Below are 20,490 nucleotides of genomic sequence, written 5' to 3' on the forward strand. Positions count from 1 at the left end.
TTATTTTTGCTTTTCATCTTTTTTTCCTCTTCTGGAAAATTTAGGCGTAAATGGATTTATGGTTTGTTGCTTTTTTGTAGAAGTTTCTTCTTTACCGATTACTACAATATCTCCTTCCTGAATTTCACTACTTTCTATTTCGGTCTGAGTTCCATCACTAAATCTCGTATGAATAGAGATAGGCTGTAATGCTCCTTCTTTCAATACCCAAACATTTCCGTTAAAATTTTTATCTGCTTTATTCTCTTGTTTTTCGTTTTGGATTAAAATATTTTCATCACTCTTTTTTTCTTGTTTAGATGAATTTTCCTTATTTGCGTAGTTCAATCCTGGAGAAAATTGAAGTGCTGAGTTTGGGACAAGAAGTACGTTTCTTCTGTCGCTCAATATAAATTTTACATTCGCAGTGAGATAGGGGAGTAGGCGGCCATCTGAATTGTCCGTATTTACTTCTACAGTATATGTTACCACATTTTGAGTCATGGAAGCGTTCAAACGTATCTTTCCTACAATCCCTTGAAATGTTTTTCTGGGAAAGGCATCTACACTAAATTGGACTTTTTGTCCTTTTTTAATGCTTCCAATATCAGCTTCATTTACTGCTACCCAGATTTGCATTTTACGAAGGTCGTAGGCAATTAAAAAAAGACTTGGGGCGTTTAAACTGGCTACTACCGTCTGACCAATATTTACTCTCCTGTCTATAATAACTCCTCGAACTGGAGAAACAATCGTACAAAAAGCTAAATTTTGCTCTGCTAATTTTAGGCTTGCCTCTGCTTGTTTCACGGAGTGTTCTGCTTGGAGTATGCTCGCCTTCCCTACTTCAATTCCAGCTTGAGCATTTTTATATGCAGAATACGCTGCATCAAAATCGGCTTGAGATAAAGCATCTGAGGGGCCAAGTTTTTTTGCTCTTTCGTAGTCTCTTTCTGCTTGATAGTATTTTGCCTTGTATTGATTTAAGTTCGCCTTAGCTAAATTCACGTTTGCTTTGGATTGCTCCAATTGTGCTGTTGCACTTAACACTACACTTTTATAAACTCGTTCATCAATCTTAGCAAGGATTGTTCCGGATGAAATTTCTGACCCGTAGTCTATAGGGTTTCCAGAATTGTCTTTACCAAAAGAAACTATTCTTCCGGCAACTTGTGCTCCTACATCAATAACTTTTTCGGGTTCCAGAGTTCCGGTGGCGCTAATAGTAGCTAACAGGTTCCCTCGCTTGATAGGGTGAGTGAAGTATTCCGGGCTTTTTTTCTTGTTTGTCTTATACACCAAAAAGAGAAAGACTCCTGCAATAGTCATAATGGTTAGTGTATAGATAGTTCTTTTTGAAAAATTTTTTATATTCATTTAGTAGTCTCATCGAATTCGATATGTTATGTTATAGCGATTCAACCAATAAACCAAGTTGAATATAAATCAGAAAGGTATCAATAGAAATTTTGAAATAAAAGGAATTTTAGAAACTGGATAAAAAATCGAAAAAAACAGGTTCCATTTTATTCAAAAAAACTTATAATAGAATTATTTTTTTTATCATCAAATCAATCTACAGAAAGAACAATTTTGCCGATGCTTTTTCCTGACTGAAAATAATTTAGAGCATTTATTGTTTCTTTAAAAGGAAATATCTTTCCGATATATTGTGGCTCTAATTTTAAATTTTGAACTTCATTCAACAAGTTGCCTAACGTATCAATTTCTTCCCATAGCCAAATCAAGTTAAATCCTAAAACAGATTTATTTTCAGATATAATTTGCAGTGGATCTATTTTCGGTCTTAGAAAATAATTTTTAATAACTGCTAAGTAATTAGGTCTGGAGCGTTTTGGAGTAAAATTCGCGGAACCATAGGTGACTATCCTTCCGGTTGGAGAAAGTGCTTCGTAGCTCTTTTGAAAAATACTTCCACCTATAGAGTCTAATACTAAATTTAGTTTTCTTTTGCCAACTGCGTTTCTTATATTTTCAGAAAAATGTTTGTCTCTTACGATTATATCATCGTATCCTTCACTTTTTAAAAAATCAGACTTAGATTCATCTCCTATCGTCCCTATGGTATAAACTCCGAATTTTTTAGCGATTCGATTTGCAAAAATTCCGACCCCTCCCGCAGCGCTATGAATTAATACAGTGTCTCCCTTTTTTAAATTCCCTAATGGAAGAAGAGCGTAATAAGCAGTCAGAGATTGTGTAAGAAATGCTGATCCTTCAAAGTAATCCCAATTTTTAGGAAGTTTACGGATATACTTCTCATCAACATTTAGATGAGTGGAGTAGGCTCCAAATCGGGTCACTCCCATGACTTTTTCTCCTGACTTCCATTTTTTTACGGATTTTCCTGTTTGGATTATTTTGCCTGAAAATTCCAAGCCTGGAATGAAGCTCTCTTTTGGTGTTGCACTATAGAGTCCTGTGATTGCAAATATATCGGCAAAATTCAATCCAATAGAGTGAACCTCTATCGAAACTTCATTTTCTTTTAGAGTAGGAATTTCCTCTTCGATGAGTTTTAAGTTTTTGATGGAGCCTGCTTTTGCTATTCTATACACCAATCGTCTCAAAATTTCACTCCACGAAAGAAAATTGATTACAAAAAATATTTTCTATAATCATAAATCCAATTGATTATTTTTTTTAAGAGAAAACTCCAATTTCTAAATAAATCTATCATGAATTGACTTGTCTGAAATTCTACAAGATATTTTTTTTCCAAAAATCCTGTATCTGTTTTTTGCGATAAAGTCGTAGAAAAAGTCACGAACCTGTTCAGGAATACAAGTTAGTAATAAAAAAATATTTCTAAATCTTGGAAATAGCAAAAATAGGATTTGTAAAATAGCAGTCGATTTTTTTAGTTTTTCTTTTTCGTCCAAAAAAAAGATCGAATCAGGAGTGGAAATTTCTTCTGAAGATGGGAATGTTTGCAAAAATAGAGTTGAATGAATTGGTGAAAATTGAAAAATTTTTTCTTTGTCGTGATCTATTATGAAGTTGATGAAACTGTTGCACAAAATACAAACACCATCAAAGAATATGACTTTCATCGTACAGTCTTAGTCTGTATTTTCATTCCAGAGTTTTTTAATCTCTTCTACCATTTTATATGGCTCATAAATTACTACTCTTGTATTGGCAAACACATCCAAAAAACCGACTTCATTCGGAAACCGGGGGACAATATGTTGGTGAATGTGCGGGATAGAGCCTCCACTGTTTTGACCTATATTATATCCGATATTGAATCCCTTAACATTCCACTTATCTGAAACAAGTTTAACTGATTTTGTAGTTAGTTTGTGCATATCAAGAATTTCTTCTTCTTGTATATCTTCGTAATTCAACAAATGTCGCTTTGGAAATACAATTAAATGACCCGGGTTGTAAGGAAATAAATTTACGGAAAGTACGGACAGTTCAGTGGAAACGATAATAAGATTCGGTACATTGGGATCATTGTCTTTTACTCCACAAAGAATGCAGTCAACCTTGGGTCTGTCTCCTTTTGCATATTTTAATTTATTGACGGAAAATAGATTCTTTCTTGGGTTTTGTATATTGTATTTACTTCCCATAGTTCAAGTGGAATTTTATTTTTAAATATTGCAAGTGAATTTATGAATGAATGCCTGTAAAAGACAGTTTTTTCATCAAATAGAAAATTTGTACAAAAGTTGCACTTTAAGATTTCACTGCAAATCTTTAAAAAAAGTTTTATAAATGTTCAACTGTAAGTCGTGGATAATAATGCTTGACTGTGGCTTAGAATTGTATTTAATAAAAAGTGTACTTGTCCCAATGGGAATAAAAAATATTTTTAGTTGATGAAAACTTTGAGTGAATCGTTTGAATTACAACCAACCCATATTCCTGTAATGACGGAAGAAGTTCTCAAAATATTTGATTTCTTAGGGGATAGCCAGTCAAAAATATTTTTGGATTGTACGGCTGGAGAAGGTGGACATTCTATTGCGATATTAGACTATTTTCCAAATTCCAAAATTTTACTTATTGACCGAGATGTTGAAATGCTCGAAAGAGCTAAAGAGCGATTGAGTAAATATAAGGACAGGACTTATTTTTACAACTGCAACTATTCACAAATAGATGAGAATCTTTTAACTGAATTGCATTTCCCAAAAAGTGTAGATGGGATTCTAATCGATGCGGGGATTTCTATGACCCACTATCTAAAGTCAAACAGAGGTTTTGGGATTAAACAAGACGAGGACTTAGACATGAGACTTGACTGTAACGGGACTGTTACAGCAAAAGAAATCCTAAAGAATTATAGCGAAAAAAAGTTAGAAGAGATTTTTTTGAATTACGGTGAAGAAAATTGGTCAAGAAAAATTGCCGAAAAAATCGTAGAAGAGAGAAGAAGAAATCCGATTCAAACTACATTCGATTTGTCTAAACTTATAGAGAGAACTATCCCAAGGAAATTTTGGCCTCCAAAGTCACACCCGGGTGTTAGGATTTTTCAAGCTCTTAGAATTGAAGTCAATTCTGAATTAAAACACTTGAGTGACGCTTTTCAGAATCTTCCGAAATTATTAAATAAAAACGGAATACTGTGCATTATTTCTTTTCATTCTCTTGAAGATAGAATTGTGAAACACTCTATGATCAATTTGAAAAAAGGAGGATTTCAGATTTTAACAAAAAAGCCGATAATTCCATCAGAGGTAGAAATTAGAGGAAACCACGCTTCTCGCTCTTCAAAGTTAAGAGCGATCCAAAGAAAAGAAATATGAAAGAATATATTAAAAATCATATCTATACAGTTACCTTTATGTTTAAATTGTTTGGACTTGTTCTCATGCCCGCTCTCCTTTTCTTTTTCTATGTATGGCAAAATGTATCGTACTCTATGTTGAGTAGGGAAATCAGAAAAATGACTATTAAAAAAGAAGAGTTTACAAAGAAAAATGATGACCTTAAAATAGGAATAGCTGAATACACGTCTGCAGAAAGAATTGAGGGATTGTACAGAAAGACGTACAATTATCTTCCAATATCCGCGGAAAATAAAATAATTACAGTAACACTTCCTCCCGATAAAGAATTTAGAATAACCGAGAAAGACGAAAGAAAGAATTGAAAATAGAAGACCTCCCTTTAGAAGCCTATCGCATAACGCTTCAAAAAAATAATCCAAATTTAGAAGTCTCGTATATTCATACAGATTCAAGAAAAATATCACAGGGAGATATTTATTGTGTAAATGAATCCTTTGCGGATAGGACTCCAAATTTTTTAGAAGATGCGTTATCAAAAAAAGCAAACGCAGTTTTAATTAAAAAAGGCTCTAAATATTCATTCGACACAAATAAGTTTGAAATCGTAATGGAATCAGAAGATGATCCTGAAACTATTGTAGGTTATCTTGCATCAGCTTTAAAAAATCATCCATCAAAATTTTTAAAAGTTGTTGCAGTTACAGGAACAAACGGGAAGACCTCTGTTACCCATATTCTTTACGATCTATTGACAAAGGAAAATAAAAAATGTGGAATAATCGGAACAATTCAAACTTATTATGACGGGAAGTCGATAGAAACAGGATACACTACTCCTGACGCACCTTTCCTTCATGAAATTTTTTATGATATGAAGATGGCTGGAGTTGAATATGTTTTCATGGAGGCAAGCTCTCATGGTTTGAAGTTAGGCAGATTAAACGGGGTTGAATTTTACGCGGCAATATTTACAAATCTCACTGTAGATCATTTAGATTTTCATATCAATATGGAAGATTATAGAAATAGTAAATTGAAACTATTTGAGTTGTTAGAAAAAAGTAGTGTACCGGAAAAGTTTGGTATTGTATACAAAGATTTTCCGGGAGGGTTAGAATTTGTTGAAATACTAAAAAGTAAAAATTGTTCTTATCCCATTTATATCTTGGGTGGTGAAAATTTTGAACTAAAAAATATTCAAATTACTTCTTTTGAAACACAATACATTATTGTTGATATACAAAAAAAAGTCTTTAGGAAAATACAAACAAACCTTTTAGGAAATTTTAATGCGATTAATTCTGCTTTAGCCTATATAGCGTGTGAAAAATTCGGATTTTCCTCGGATAGGGTTGCAAAGAATTTAACAAATTTAAAATCTGTTCCCGGTCGATTTCAAAAAATTTATGACAACTCAGGCGAAAAATTAGCAATTGTAGATTATGCGCATACTCCGGATGCTTTAGAGAATGTGATTCAAAGTGCAAGAGAGCTTACTCAAAAAAGACTTGTTACTTTGTTTGGTTGTGGGGGAGATAGAGATAAAACAAAAAGACCGTTAATGGGAGAAATTGCAGAAAAATATTCCGACTTAGTGATTGTTACCTCTGACAATCCAAGAACCGAAGACCAAGAAAAAATTATAGACGATATAGTTTCGGGTTTCTCAAAAAATTATACAAATTTCTATAGAATTTCTGATAGAAGTGAAGCCATCCAAAAAGGGGTAAAATTATTGAAACAGGGTGAGATACTTTTAGTTTGCGGGAAGGGACACGAAGATTACCAAATTTTGGGGAAGAAGAAAATTTATTTTAGTGATGAAGAAGAAATAAAAAAAGCATTTCGTAAAAATTAGAAAACTCCCGAAAATATAGTATATGTTCCAGTGGATTTTTGAATTATTTTCAGAGGATCCGGGTTTTTTCCGGATTTTCAGTTATGTGACTTTTCGGGCGCTCATGGCCGGTTTGACTTCTATGCTGCTATCTTTTTTATTGGGTAAGAAGATTATAAACTTTTTACACGATTTGAAATTCAAAGAAAGCATTCGAAATGATGGACCCAAGACCCATGAGTCTAAATCGGGCACTCCGACTATGGGTGGGGTCATGATTATTTCTACTTTACTAATCTCTGTTCTATTATGGGGAAATTTAAAAAATCCGAATGTAATTTTACTATTAGTGTTTAGTTTTTTATTCTCAATTCTTGGGTTTATTGACGATTATCAAAAATCAGTTTTAAAGATAAAAGGGGGGATGAAGGGTCGAGTCAAATTTATACTTTCTATTCTTATCTCTATTTCATTTTGCCTTATCTTCTTTTTGAAGACAGGAAGTGTAGGCTCTGATTCCAGAGGAATTTCATTTACTTTGACAGATTTGTTTATCCCTTTTTTAAAAGGGCCCTTGATCAATTTAGGAATTTTGGCTATTCCGTTTTCGATCTTAGTAATTATAGGGTCATCTCACGCAGTCAATCTAACCGATGGCTTAGATGGACTGGCAACAGGAACAGTGATCATATCCACTGTTACCTTAGGAATTATTTCCTATGTGTCTGGAACTCCTGTAGCTGCAAAATATTTGAATATACCGTATTTTCCGGGTGCTCATGAATATTCTGTCTTCCTATCTGCTTTAACTGGATCACTCATTGGATTTTTATGGTTTAACGCTCACCCAGCTGAGGTATTTATGGGGGACACAGGATCTTTATTTTTAGGGGCAACTCTTGGAATGATTGCAATTCTATTGAAAAAAGAAATTTTGCTTATTATTTTAGGAGGTGTTTTTGTAGTCGAAGCGTTAAGCGTCATCCTTCAAGTCGGCTCTTTTAAATTGACAGGGAAAAGAATTTTTAAAATGGCACCCATCCATCACCATTTTGAATTGCATGGGTTAAAAGAAACAAAAATCGTAATTCGACTTTGGATTTGTGCAATCATTCTTGCACTTATCTCCTTATCGACTTTGAAGATTCAATAGCGTGAATCTAAAATCTAAAATTATAAAATTTTGGAAAAATTCAGAAGACCCTGTGGATATCATTTTGGTCTTTTCTATTTTTACTCTACTTTTATTTGGTATATCCATTATGTATTCAAGCTCTGCGGTTACAGCTGAGCGTGAATTCAACGATCCAATGTATTTTTTAAAAAAACAATTTGTGTGGATATGTATTTCTTTAGTTGTGTATATCAGCTTTTCACTTTTACCATATAATCTATTGCAGAAGTTTGCAATTTATATAGCTGTGTTTTCTGTGTTTCTCTTAGTATTAGTCTTTTTACCCGGAGTAGGTAAATCTGTAAGCGCCTACTATGGTAGAAATTTTCATCGTTGGATCGGGATCGGCCCATTTCAATACCAGCCATCAGAATTTTCAAAACTGGCAATGGTGATTTACCTTTCAGCATTTTTAGTAAAAATAAAATCGAACCAAGTAAAAAATTATAAAATATTTCTGTTTCCTTCACTGCTTGTTGGAATTGAGTTAGTTTTGATTATTGCAGAGCCTGCATTTGGGACTACCATGGCGGTTATTTTTGTAATAGTGACTCTTATTTTTTTAGATGGGTTTCCATTAAAAAATTTAATTATTTCTCTTGTTGCTATGATTCCTCTTATGTTTATTTTGGTAGATAAAGTAGGATATAGGAAAAAAAGAATAGAAGTCTGGCTCGATCCTTATAAATATAGATTTGACGAGGGGCATCAATTGGTTTCTTCTTTTCGTGCATTTTCTGATGGGGGATTGTTTGGTAATCCTATTTCATTAGGGTATTCTCATCGGTATTTGACTTATAGTCACACAGATTTTGTAATGGCTACCTTTGTAGAAGATTATGGATTTTTGGGGTTTATAATTCTTTTATCACTTTTTTTACTTTTAATTATTAGAGCTTTCTATCTTATTAAAAAAGTAAAAGATCTGTTTGGATTTTATCTTGGAGTAGGTATTATTACAATGTTTAGCATTCAGATTTTGATAAATTTATTTGTTGTAACCGGTGTATTTCCGATTACAGGAATCAGCCTCCCGTTTATAAGTTATGGGGGGTCGTCTATTTTAACAATGATGGTGTCTCTTGGAATTTTGACAAATATTACAAGAAAAGAGAATCTAACTTGATACGCACAGTAGTGATTTCTGCCGGTGGCACAGGTGGGCATATCTCTCCCGGTATCGCTCTTGCAGAAACTTTCATAGAATTCAAAGATCATTTCGAGTGTGAATCGGTAATAATTCACTCTGTCAAAAGAAACCTGAATAACCCGGACTTACAAAATCCACCTTGTCTGGTTGTATGGCATGATTCTCCAAGATTGTCTAAATGGAACTTTCTCATTTTTCCGATCCTATTTACAAAAAATTTGCTGATTACTTTTTTCCAATTTCGTAAGTTGAAAGTAGATGTAGTGATTTCTATGGGCGGGTATTCTGGTTTACCTGCACTAATCTATGCAATCGTATTTAGAAAAAATATTTTTCTGTGTGAACAAAACTGTGTCATGGGAAGAGTGAATAAATTATTTAAAAATTTTGCAAAAAAAGTTGCGCTGAGTTTCCCGTTATCGGATACAACAGAACTACAAAATAATTTTAAGATTATTGGGAATCCTATTCGTAAAAAAGTGATTCCAAGTATTTCTATCAAGGTCAATAGAGAAATCTCTGCAAAGAAAAAAGAGAAGTTAAATGTACTGGTTATGGGAGGCTCTCAAGGCTCAAGACAAATCAATAATATGGTGATACGTGCAATGGAAAATGACGAGGTCGCTCAGAAAATAAATTTTCGGATGCTCACCGGTACTTCTCTGTATGAAGAAACAAAAAAGAAAAATACAAAACAATTGGACTTAATTTCTTATTCTATTGATATGAAGGAGCACTACGAGTGGGCAAACTTAGTAGTTGCAAGGTCGGGTGCAGGTGTGCTTTCAGAGTGTGCAGTTTTTGCTATTCCGATGATTCTAATTCCCTATCCTTATGCCGCAGACAATCATCAAGAGATGAATGCTAAATATTTTGAATCTAACGGAGCTGCATTTATAATTAACAGTGAAAGTGAGGACGAGACCGAGCTTGTAAAACTACTGCTATCGATGTCATCCAATTTAGAAATATTGAACGAAGCATCTAAAATGTCTCTATCTCTTTCGAGGATTAATGCGTCATACGATACTCTAAATTTTTTCTTAAAAGAAAAACATGAATCTTAAATTTACTTCTCCTTTTTTCATAGGGATTGGAGGCTCTGGGATGTCTCCATTAGCTCATATACTTCTTGATTTTGGGTATCAGGTTTTTGGTAGCGACAAATCCTCAGACTCATCTGTTTTAGAAAAATTAAAAGAGCGTAAAGCTAAAATTTTCAGTACTATAGAAAATTTAAACTTATCAACAATTGACGCAATTATTTACTCTACTGCAATAGATAGATCAACGAATCCAATATATTTAAAGCTGAAAGAAAAAAATCTCCCAGAATTTCATCGTTCTGAAATTTTGCACAATATATTCAAGACTAAAAAATCTATTGCAGTTGCAGGCTCGCACGGTAAAACTTCAACAACGGCTATGATCGCTCAAATTCTATTAGAAAATGGATTGGATCCAACTGTAATGATTGGAGGAGAGGTTTCTTTTTTGGGTGGAAGAGGTGGGAGATGGGGCGAGGGAGAATGGGGAGTTTATGAATCAGATGAATCCGATGGGACTTTTTTAAACTCTTCTCCCGAAGTAAAAATTGTTACAAATATTGACAACGACCATTTAGACTATTACAAAACTTTTGAAAACTTGAAATTGAATTTCGCAAGATTTATAGAAAACAATGAAAATTCTAAGTCGGTGGTTTGTTTGTCTGATTCAGGAGTTAGTGAAACTATGAAATTGATTCCTGATAAAGCGGGGATTTTAGGTTATTCCGATAAAAATGAGTCCGATAGCTCACAAGTGAATTTTTCTATTGAAAAAGATATTTTGCATTTTCAAAAAAATAACACTAAGTATCAAGTTGTTCTGCCTTTTAAGGGGGAGCACTATTTAAAAAATTCCTTAGCTGCGATACTTGCATCAGAAATAGCGGGAGTATCTATTGAAGATTCCATAAATACTCTAAAAAAATATTTAGGCGTAAAAAGAAGATTGGAATTTATCGGCAATACACACGGCATTCAAGTGTTCGATGATTACGGTCACCATCCAACAGAAATACTTTCAGTAATTCAATCTGTAAAGCAAATGAAAGGCAAAGATTCTCGTTGTGTGATTCTATTTCAACCTCATAGGTTTACGAGAACAAAAGAATTGTATAAAGAATTTTCACTTGCACTAAGCGAAAGCGACTTTGTTTTTTTATTGCCTATCTATTCTGCCGGAGAAGAGGAGATCGAAGGAGTTACCTCGGCATTGATTTTTGAAAATTCTTTAGATTTGAGAAAAATCTATCCACTGACAGGAGACTTGACTTTGGATATAGAAATTTTAATAAAGTTTTTAAAGAAAGATGATATACTCGTGACTTTGGGTGCAGGGAATGTCAGGAAATGGGGAGAGTTATTTTTACAAAAAAAGCAAAAAGAAAAGTCCTCTTCAATTTAGAAAAATGAAAAGAGGACTTAGGACACTTATCTTAAATCTTAATTTGGAGCAAGTTTGTCTTTTAGACTTCCTTTGTCTTTTTTGATTTCATCCATATCGGATTTACCTTTTGTTTTGAGAGCATCTTTCTCTATATTGGTGCTACCTTTCACAGATTCAAGTTCTGCCTTATCTTTGGCTTTTTGATCTTCTAATTCTTGCCTGTTTTTATCTTTTTGTCCCTCTAATTCAAGTCTATTCGATTCTTTTTGGTCTTCTAAGTGCTGTTTGATTCTTGCTTTGTTCTCTTCAAAATCTTTTAAAATATCTTGGATCCTTGCTCTTGCGTCTTCGGTAATTGATTGAACACTTTGAGAATCTTCTTTAAGAGAGTTTTTTTCTTCTTCGGTAAGCTCGGATTTTTTAATATTGTTGTCTTTATTTGTAGTAACTTTGTGTCCTTCTTCTACAACTACTTCTTCTCCGATATGTTTGTCGTCGTCAACTGCATTGACCGCAACTGTACCATCATTTACCAAAACATCTGATTTGTCTCCATTGTCTTGGACTAAAAATTCAGTTCCTCTAACTCCAGCCACAGAGGTCGGTGTCTTTACATTGAACGAGCTATTTTTTGTAAGTTTAGAAACAACCTTAGCAAATAAAGCACCTTTATTTAGCTCTATATTTGCTGCCATTTCTTTTCTTCCAGAGTCCACCCAAATCTTCTTTAGAGTGATAATTGAATTTTGCTTGATTCGGATGATTACTCCGTCCATTAACTGAATATCCGCTACAGAATCTTTCCCAGTGCGGATTTCATCGGTAGGCAGAAAAAATCCTTCTACTTTTATAGGTTTCAGCTTACCCATTATATCAAAAAGTTTCACGTCTCCTTTGATGAAGGTAAACACCCCGCCTTGCAGGTCTGTAATTTGATTAGCGCCTTTACAATTTCCTATTCCAAGGATTGTCAAAGCTGAAATAACTATTCCAATAAATGGCGTACCTACAAAAAGTCGTTTTTTGAAAAAGCAATTGTTCAAAAAGCCAATAAAAGTGCCATTTTCAGGCGTTGTAAAAAGCCCTGAAAGGGATTTTTGCAGTAGCGTCATAAATATTTTATTCATTGTTCCTCCGAAAATACTAATTATTATCTAAATTCATAAAACGTCGAGAGAAAAATAAATACAACACAACCATTTTTATAAAAAAAAAGAAAAAAATCTATATAAAAAGAGGGTTGAGTTGATTTTTTATAAGGGAAACCTACTTCATGCAATAAAAATACGGCAGGAAATAGATTCTGGGTGCAGAAATTAAGAAGTTTTTATATCTACTTTTTTAGAAGCTTTTTGTGCGTCTGCTTTTTTAGGAACTTTTATAGTTAAAATTCCATTTTGAAAATGAGCTTCTAATTTAGAAAGGTCAACAGTTTGTGGGAGTCCGATAACCCTCTTAAAACTTCCGTAAGCACTTTCTAATAAGTGGTATTCGTCTTTATCGGTTTTCTTCTCTTCTTTTTTTTCTCCCTGAATGGTTAGAGAATCGTCTGTGTGACTGACTTCCACATTTTTTGCATCTAATCCTGGGAGCTCTGCTTTTACTGTAATTTCTTTGTCATTTTCTACAATATCTACAGAGGGAACAAAACTTTTAAGATATTTTTCGGATTCTGCGATATTCTTTTTAAACCCGCTAAGTCCTCCAAGAAAATTTCCGTATAGATTGTCTAAATCTTTTTGGATATTTGCAAAAGCTGTGTCAAAGTCTCTCCTGAAAATATCTCCTCTTTCTCTTGCCCATGATGGAATTATATCTTTCATAAAAAAATCTCCTTAATATGATATTGACCAAACCTTGAAAGTCTATAGTAAAAATATCAAGATTTTTTTTTATTCTGATTTTTGTTTTTTTCGTAATTTCAGGCAATTTATTTCATGGTCTTTTAATTGAATGAGATTTTTTCTTAGTGAGGGTCGCATATTTTTCCGTATCAAATAATCACTAATATCGTTTTGACTTTTTTCATCACAATTCGAGGGGACTAAAGATTTCACATAGTTCCCGATAAATGAATCGTCTCTGTAAACTTCGATTGTATTTAACCCTGAATAGATTTCCCTTGTAAATTCAGATTGCAAATTTTTTTGATTTATTGGAAATAAAGAATTTGCAATCACTCGAAGAGTGGTGTTTGAGTATTCAGACTTAGGGGCTAAGATTTTTTGAAGAAATTTTTGTTTGGATTCTTTAGAATTGTAAGAGGCTTGACACGCAATCGCAAAATCCTTCCCTCTTTGTGTTTTGTCTTTTTCGGATTCTGCTTTTACCAATTCCTTTACAATAGGTAAGTTACCGGTTGAAAGTTTTTGTAGAATTGTCCATCTAATATCTTGGTCAATTTTTAATCCTTCAATAGTTTTTTTCTCTTCCAAAATTTGCAGCAGGTCATTGTATTTAGAATTTTCATCCGACAGGTTTATATATCCATAAAACCAAAGTTTTTGAATATCGGAACCTTTTTCTGATAGAAGTAAATTTTTCTTGTAAAAGTTTTGTAATTCAGTAAGTTCTTTAGTTTCTTTTCTATAGTCTTCCCAAAATAAAGAAGTATAATAAGAAACTCCGGAATCAGAATGGATTGTAGGAAGTACAAATCGTAAAATTTTTTCATTATTTTCTTTGGCTATATTTTTTAATACAAAGTCTTTGTAGGTGTTGATAGAAACTTTTCCATCTAATACCATATCCCAGTAACTCGCCCAAATTACTGTTTTTGCAAGCAGGTCTTTTTCTGTTAGGTTTTCTAATACTTTTTCTAAATTATTTAAAGAAACCGGATCCATAATAAATTTTACGTAATCCATGTCCTTTGAATTCAGGGAAACAAAGATGGGACAGTCCATGCCTTTTAACTGTGGGATTTCTGTAGATTTATCTTTGTAAACAACGTCTATTTCGTTACTGACCTTTAACCCGGCGCTAAATTCGCTTATCAATTGCAGTTTTGTTTTGTGTGTTCTAAAAATAGTAGAGTTCGTTGAATTTGTTTGAAGAATATGAAAATTGGTAATTTTTTTATTACTGCATTGAAAGTCGGCTTGAATTTCATTTAATCCTTCTTTTTCCAACCATTCCTTTGACCAGTATTTTAATTCTTTGCCGAATCTTTTTTCGATTGGTTGTAAAAAATCCACTAAGTTTGCATTTTTAAAACTATTTTGTTTTAGGTAATCTCTTACTCCATCTCGGAAATTGTTTTCACCCACATAGAAAGCTAATTGTTTTAAGACAGACGCTCCTTTGCCGTAGGTAATTCCATCAAAATTGGCAGTAGCTTGATTCGTGTCTGGTACAACGGATTCAATCGGATGGGTTGTACTCAGTTGATCTTCTTTGTATGCCCAAATTTTCATTTTTTGAAAAAATGTAATCCAAGATTCTTTGAATTCGGTTGCTTGAAACTGGGCAAGACTCGCCATATAGGTAGCAAAACTTTCATTGAGCCAAAGCCCGTTCCACCACTCCATAGTCACCAAGTTTCCAAACCAAAAATGAGCCATTTCGTGCAACACTACATTCGCTATAGACTCTCTTTGATTTCGAGTGGGAACTCCTCTGGACAGATATCTTTCTGAAAATGTAACTGCACCTACATTTTCCATGGCTCCGGAGTTGAATTCTGGTACAATAATTTGATCGTATTTCCCAAATGGGTAGGGGATTGCAAAATATTCTTCAAAAAATTGCAAGCCTTGTTTTGTTATTAAAAACCATTCTTCCGAATTTACGAATTTTGCCATTGATTTTCTTGAGTACAGTCGAAGTGGAATGGACTTATATTGAGACTTCCATTCAGAGTAAGGGCCCGCAATTATAGAAAAAAGATAAGTCGAAAAAATTTTAGAAACCGGAAAGTTGAATTTGTTTACTCCACTATCTACTGTTAGCTTAGGAAGGGTAGAGCTGATTGCACTAAAATCTTTTGGTGTAATTAAATTTAGCTGGAAGTCGGCTTTGAGGTCGGGTTGATCAAAACATGGAAATACTTTATTTGCGTGGAAGGCTTCAAACTGAGTGTAAAAATATATAGAACCATCTTCCGGGTCTATAAACTTATGTAAACCTGTTCCGTTTCGAGAATACGATTTTGTATATTCTATGTTGACTGTATTTTCTCCAATCTTTAAAAAATTAGCAGGAAGGGGGATTGAATTTTCATAGTATTCTTGAGATGGAATTACTTTTTCTGAATTGATCGAAAAATCGGATACATTTCCATTTTCAAAATCTAAATGAATATTTTCTATCGACTTTAACTGAAACAGAATTTTCGTTTTTACTTTTAAATTTTCCTTATCGGTTAAATCAATATTTAAAATATAATGCAGACCGCTTATAATTTCTTTTCTTTTTTTTGCAGTTTCGTGGCTCAGGTTGGCTTTGGACCTATTTGTTTCAGAGCCTTTGCAATTTGTGGATAGCAGTGTAAAGCAGGTTAAGGCAACTATTAACCCAAATTTGAAATAATTCATAAAAATTCCCTATAGAGTCGATATGTGAAAATCTATTTTTTTAAGAATACTGATTTTGTAACAAGTCTTTTTATTTGTAAAGAATAATTTTTCATTTCAAAATTCTGTAAATTTAAGTCAAATAGATTGGTATGGATGAAATAGCGAATTGAATGTGTCGATAATTAATATAGTTTAAAATCTCTCTCTAAAAAATACTGAAATTGTAATGCAAATTTTTCATAAAATACTCATCTATAAGAAATATCTAAAAGGAGATTTTTATGGAGGAGTGTCTGCAGCTATACTTTCTATTCCGAGTGCCTTAGCTTATGGAGTTTTGGCTTTTGCACCACTGGGAGAAAAATATATTGCCTTAGGTGCTGTTGCCGGTTTATTGTGTGTAGTTTTTAATGGAACTGTTTCTTCTCTTTTTGGAGGAACTCCTACCATGATTTCAGGACCTAAAGGCTCAATTACACTTATACTTAGCTCTATTTTGACAAGGTTGCTAATTGGGATGAAAGCCGATCTGAACGATCCAGTTGCAATTTCTTTAATTATCACTATACTCTTTTTTTCGATTTTTCTATCTGGATTGTTTCAAGTAATTTTTGGAATGATGAAAATAGGAAACTTTATTAAATTCATTCCTTACCCTACAATAGCCGGATTTATCAACGGAACAGCCATACTGATTATTACAAACCAATTGAGTATATTTTTTGGGGTGAAAGGGCATGACTTTTTCTCGACTGTTTTTCAAGACCCAAGTCAAATACAGATTTTGACTTTTATTGTAGGGCTTGTTACTGTGTATTTTATTTTATTTCCAAATAGGATAACTAAAAATTTACCGAGTCCTGTAGTTGGGCTTTTTATGGGGGCACTCACTTATTATATTTTTATATTTCTTGGGTTTGAAAAAGAATTGGGTCCTGTAATGGGGGCTGTCGGAATCGAATTTCCTACACCTAAATACATCCCCGAATTTATTAGTTTATTTACCAGCGTTGAAGTATTGAAAACTATTCTAAGTATTTTTCCAGCGATTGTAGTTTTAACACTATTAACATCTATTGACACTTTGGTAAATAGTTTAGCAGTAGAAAGTTTCACCCATCAAAAGTCGGATTGCAATAAAGAATTAATAGGGCAAGGACTTGGGAATTTGATTTCGGCTTGTTTTGGAGGGCTTTCCGGGGCAGGGACAGCATCTCGTGCGCTTGCGAATTATAAATCGGGAGGGCGTACTGAGTTGAGTGGTGGGATCAGTGGAATTTTTGTATTGATTTCTGTACTCTTTTTTGCTACTGAAATGAAGTATATTCCCAAGGTTGTTCTCGCCGGTATTTTGATTGCTATTGGTATTCAGATGTTTGATCGGTGGAGTCTTAGGATTTTAAAAAAAATAATACAAAGGAAGGTGCACAATTGGACAGAGACGGCAACTAACGTCCTTGTGATCTTTGTTGTTTCAGCTACTTCGGTTATTGTGGACATGGTGTTTTCTGTTTTTTTAGGTCTTGGGTTGACAATTCTTTTACTTGCAATGAAAACATCTCAATCGGGAATTCGGAAAAAATACTATGGTGGTAAAATATTTTCTAAAAAGCAAAGAGATTCTCGCTTTATGGAAATTCTCTATGATGAAGGGAGAAAAATAGTTGTCTTTGAATTGGAAGGGTATTTGTATTTCGGTTCTTCGGAAAGGCTCGCCGATGAAATCGACAAGTTGGACGATCAAATACGTTTTGTGATTATAGATTTAAAAAGGGTAGTTGAGATAGATATTACCGGAGCCAAGGTTTTAGAAAAAATATTTAAAAGTCTCCAGAAAATAGACGTGCATCTTTTTGTTACCAACTTAGATACTCATGGAAAAATTTGGTATTTTTTGCAGGATACGGGAATTTTAAATTCAATCGGTCAAAAACATTTTTTCCCAGATACGGATATTGCATTGGAATACGCAGAAGATTATTTGATTAACTACAATTTTGTCAGAAGAATGAGTCCGGATTCGACAATGAAAGAGGAAGATAGGGCTTCTAATTTAATTGATCTTTTTGATATGAACTATAAGGAAATTCCGTTAGAGAAAACAGATATATTTCAGGGTTTCACAAAAGAAGACCTTTCTATTCTAAGGCCTTACTTAGAAGAGAGGGTATTTAATATTGGAGAAACAATTTTTAGACAAGGTGATCCGGGAGATGAAATGTTTATCATCACAGAAGGGACAGCAACTGTTTCTATAAATCTATCCGAAAATAAATATAAAAGACTTATCGTATTTAGTCCAGGTACAGTATTCGGAGAAATGGCTTTGATAGACAAAAAGCCGAGATCTGCCAATTTAGAAGCAAATGACCACTTAGTGTGTTATTCGTTGTCGTACAATTCTTTTTTGGAATTAAGAAAGATGCACCCGGAAATCATCATCAAGCTATTGGAAAATATCAGTAAAGAAATCACATCAAGGCTTAGGATGAGTCACAGTATTATTTCAGAATTAGAAAATTGAAACTCTTGCTGAAGATAGACTATGTAGAAAGAGTATTTTTGCAATCGGAAGAATTTCTTATATTACCCTTTTGATACTTATTTTATCTTTTGTAAACGAGAGGAGTTTAATTTGGCTACCTCAGAGTTTGGGTTTATCTCAATTATTTTTTCCCATAGAGTTTCTGCCTCTCTATATTTTTTCGTTTTAAAATATACGTACCCAAGGTTGTTCATCGCTTGAAAATTTTTTGGATCTAAATCGAGGCATTTCTTAAAATTAAGAATTGCATCTTCAAATCGTTCAATACGCAAAAAGCAGTTTGCAATTTTTAAGAGCACTTGAGAAGTGTCGCCTTCTAAGATTTGTATCTCTTGAAACAGAGTTAGAGAATTGCTGTAATCTTTTGAAGAATACAAATAGATTGCTTTTTTATACATTTCTTTTAGAGTTTTTTTTTAGACTTTGACTCTTGTGATTTATCTTTCTTTTGTGTGCTGGTATGAATGAAATAATCTAAGGTTTCAGAGCTTTGAATTTTCACCTGTTGTATTTCCGGGTCAACCTGAGGAATTGAAATTTGTATTTTTTGATTTATGATTTTTTTTCTTTGTTCATAAAATTTGTCGTTGGGTTCAACACCCAATTCATCTTTTGAGTATTCTTTCTTGATTCTGTTTACAAAATACATTCCTATGGGAGCTTTATTTTTTGCCGGAATTTTTCCTCTGTATTCGCACTCAAAAAATTCTTTTATGTAACTATAAGTAGTTTCTGAAATATTGACTTTTCCTGGTTCACCGGAGGACTCCATTCTGGAAGCAGTATTGACAGTATCCCCCCATATATCGTAGGCAAATTTTTTCCTTCCAATCACACCTGCCATAATCTGACCGGTATGAATTCCGAGCCTCATCTCCCAGTAAGGCTCTTCGTTTAGAATTTTAATTCGTTTTTTCTCCTCCATGAAATTCTGCATTTGTAGCCCTGCCACACAGGTATCAATAGGGTGAGAATTATTTTCTTCGGGGATTCCTCCTGCACACATATAAGCGTCACCAATAGTTTTGAGTTTTTCTAATGTGTGCCTTTCTGTAATTTCATCAAACTTAATGAAGCACCTTTCTAATTCCATGAGCAATTCTTTTGGATCCATAATTTCTGCGACTTTCGTAAATCCTTTAAAATCCGTGAATAGAATAGAAGTGGAATGGTAAAGCCTTGACTCTACATGACCATTTTCTTTTAACTCTTCGCTGATTTTCATCGGGAGAATGTTGAGTAAAAGACTTTCGCTTTTTTCTTTTTCTTGCTTTAACTCTATAGTTCTTTCAATGACTTTTTGCTCTAAATTATTCATCAAATCTTGAATTTTTGCGGTCATGTCATTGAATGAAAATGCAAGCTCACCAATCTCGTCAGAACTTTGAACTTTGATTCTGTGGTTTAGATTTCCTCCACCAATTATATTTGCACCTTTAGAGAGTTGCAATATCGGACGAGTGAGTACAATAGCTGCTATGATTCCGATAATGACAGCAAAAGAAAAAACTATAACTGAGGTAAGAATAATTGTGTCCCTAATCTTGTTTATGGGAGCATAGACTAATTTCTTATCAAACTCAAAAACAGCAGCTCCAAGCTTCATATTTTTTTCGCCGTAGCTCATAAAAATCGGGTAAATAAAACGTAAGTTGACTTTTTTGTTCTCATTGGAAAATTCGGATAAAGAGAGATTGGAAATATTTTGAACTTCATTGATTAATTTTTCTGAAGCAAAAGTATTCAGTCTTGTTTTGTTCATATCTGCAATGATTTGTCCTTCTACATTCAATACATAAGCGTCGTTTAAAGCATTCACGTTTAATTCTTTTAATCTGTAGATTGAAGTTTGTGTAGAATCATAAGTTTCATTGATTAATAATTCTTCTGTTGCAAAATTAGCGATATTTTGAGCCATATTTTTACAGACTTCTAAAGTTTTTTCAGTGATGACTCTTTCATTTTGCCAGAGAACTAATAACGAGACAGGAGATATGCTAAGCACCACAATTCCTGAAGCAAGAAGAATCATTTTTACTTTTAAACCAGGCGAGAATAATTTTGTAATTAATTTATGCATGTCTCT

The 20,490-nt window shown here is 33.4% G+C and carries 17 protein-coding genes; 8 read left to right on the plus strand and 9 right to left on the minus strand.

The window, feature by feature from the left end; all coding sequences use genetic code 11:
* The 4 genes from HS129_03755 to HS129_03770 all read right to left on the minus strand — a co-directional run bounded on the left by HS129_03755 (position 1) and on the right by HS129_03770 (position 3,581).
* The gene (locus tag HS129_03755) at positions 1 to 1,356 is read right to left on the minus strand and encodes an efflux RND transporter periplasmic adaptor subunit (protein MBE7411166.1); all 1,356 of its coding nucleotides are present in this window, start codon (positions 1,354 to 1,356) and stop codon (positions 1 to 3) included.
* A gap of 194 nt (positions 1,357 to 1,550) precedes the next feature.
* A complete protein-coding gene (locus HS129_03760; protein ID MBE7411167.1) occupies positions 1,551 to 2,570 on the minus strand; it encodes a zinc-binding dehydrogenase in 1,020 nt (339 codons plus the stop codon).
* A 93-nt stretch (positions 2,571 to 2,663) separates the two neighbouring features.
* Positions 2,664 to 3,053, minus strand: coding sequence for a DUF393 domain-containing protein (locus tag HS129_03765; GenBank protein ID MBE7411168.1), 390 nt, complete (start codon positions 3,051 to 3,053; stop codon positions 2,664 to 2,666).
* Positions 3,054 to 3,062: 9 nt separating this feature from the next.
* A complete protein-coding gene (locus HS129_03770) occupies positions 3,063 to 3,581 on the minus strand; it encodes an HIT domain-containing protein (GenBank protein ID MBE7411169.1) in 519 nt (172 codons plus the stop codon).
* Between the two features lie 249 nt (positions 3,582 to 3,830).
* Here HS129_03770 and rsmH point away from each other — a divergent pair, with 249 nt between their 5' ends.
* From rsmH to murC, 7 genes are all read left to right on the plus strand, one after another.
* Positions 3,831 to 4,763, plus strand: a complete 933-nt coding sequence (rsmH, locus tag HS129_03775) for a 16S rRNA (cytosine(1402)-N(4))-methyltransferase RsmH (GenBank protein ID MBE7411170.1) — start codon at positions 3,831 to 3,833, stop codon at positions 4,761 to 4,763.
* A complete protein-coding gene (locus HS129_03780; GenBank protein MBE7411171.1) occupies positions 4,760 to 5,110 on the plus strand; it encodes a hypothetical protein in 351 nt (116 codons plus the stop codon). The genes rsmH and HS129_03780 overlap by 4 nt, the downstream gene beginning before the upstream one ends.
* Positions 5,107 to 6,606 (plus strand): UDP-N-acetylmuramoyl-L-alanyl-D-glutamate--2,6-diaminopimelate ligase, encoded by a 1,500-nt coding sequence (locus HS129_03785; GenBank protein MBE7411172.1) that lies wholly within the window; start codon positions 5,107 to 5,109, stop codon positions 6,604 to 6,606. Before HS129_03780 ends, HS129_03785 begins: the two co-directional genes overlap by 4 nt.
* 22 nt (positions 6,607 to 6,628) lie before the next feature.
* Entirely contained in the window at positions 6,629 to 7,738 is a 1,110-nt protein-coding gene (locus HS129_03790) for a phospho-N-acetylmuramoyl-pentapeptide-transferase (GenBank protein ID MBE7411173.1), read from the plus strand.
* Between the two features lie 109 nt (positions 7,739 to 7,847).
* Complete coding sequence (locus HS129_03795) at positions 7,848 to 8,885, plus strand: FtsW/RodA/SpoVE family cell cycle protein (GenBank protein MBE7411174.1); 1,038 nt, start codon at positions 7,848 to 7,850, stop codon at positions 8,883 to 8,885.
* A complete protein-coding gene (locus HS129_03800) occupies positions 8,885 to 9,976 on the plus strand; it encodes a UDP-N-acetylglucosamine--N-acetylmuramyl-(pentapeptide) pyrophosphoryl-undecaprenol N-acetylglucosamine transferase (protein ID MBE7411175.1) in 1,092 nt (363 codons plus the stop codon). Before HS129_03795 ends, HS129_03800 begins: the two co-directional genes overlap by 1 nt.
* Positions 9,966 to 11,360, plus strand: coding sequence for a UDP-N-acetylmuramate--L-alanine ligase (murC, locus tag HS129_03805; GenBank protein MBE7411176.1), 1,395 nt, complete (start codon positions 9,966 to 9,968; stop codon positions 11,358 to 11,360). Before HS129_03800 ends, murC begins: the two co-directional genes overlap by 11 nt.
* Positions 11,361 to 11,398: 38 nt before the next feature.
* Here murC and HS129_03810 read toward each other — a convergent pair whose 3' ends face one another.
* The 3 genes from HS129_03810 to pepN all read right to left on the minus strand — a co-directional run bounded on the left by HS129_03810 (position 11,399) and on the right by pepN (position 15,877).
* On the minus strand, positions 11,399 to 12,454 hold the full coding sequence (locus tag HS129_03810; GenBank protein ID MBE7411177.1) for a FecR domain-containing protein: 1,056 nt from the start codon (positions 12,452 to 12,454) through the stop codon (positions 11,399 to 11,401).
* 204 nt (positions 12,455 to 12,658) lie between these two features.
* On the minus strand, positions 12,659 to 13,165 hold the full coding sequence (locus tag HS129_03815; protein ID MBE7411178.1) for an Hsp20/alpha crystallin family protein: 507 nt from the start codon (positions 13,163 to 13,165) through the stop codon (positions 12,659 to 12,661).
* Between the two features lie 69 nt (positions 13,166 to 13,234).
* Complete coding sequence (gene pepN / locus HS129_03820) at positions 13,235 to 15,877, minus strand: aminopeptidase N (protein MBE7411179.1); 2,643 nt, start codon at positions 15,875 to 15,877, stop codon at positions 13,235 to 13,237.
* Between the two features lie 208 nt (positions 15,878 to 16,085).
* On the opposite strand from pepN, the gene HS129_03825 reads away from it, so the two are divergent.
* The gene (locus tag HS129_03825; protein MBE7411180.1) at positions 16,086 to 18,383 is read left to right on the plus strand and encodes an SLC26A/SulP transporter family protein; all 2,298 of its coding nucleotides are present in this window, start codon (positions 16,086 to 16,088) and stop codon (positions 18,381 to 18,383) included.
* A gap of 77 nt (positions 18,384 to 18,460) precedes the next feature.
* Here the strand turns inward: HS129_03825 and HS129_03830 are convergent, their stop codons facing one another.
* Positions 18,461 to 18,802: a tetratricopeptide repeat protein gene (locus HS129_03830; GenBank protein ID MBE7411181.1), complete on the minus strand. Its 342-nt coding sequence runs from the start codon at positions 18,800 to 18,802 to the stop codon at positions 18,461 to 18,463.
* A gap of 5 nt (positions 18,803 to 18,807) precedes the next feature.
* Complete coding sequence (locus tag HS129_03835) at positions 18,808 to 20,484, minus strand: HAMP domain-containing protein (GenBank protein MBE7411182.1); 1,677 nt, start codon at positions 20,482 to 20,484, stop codon at positions 18,808 to 18,810.
* Positions 20,485 to 20,490: the final 6 nt, after the last annotated feature.

Source organism: Leptospiraceae bacterium, assembly GCA_015075105.1.
Lineage (GTDB): Bacteria > Spirochaetota > Leptospiria > Leptospirales > Leptospiraceae > JABWCC01.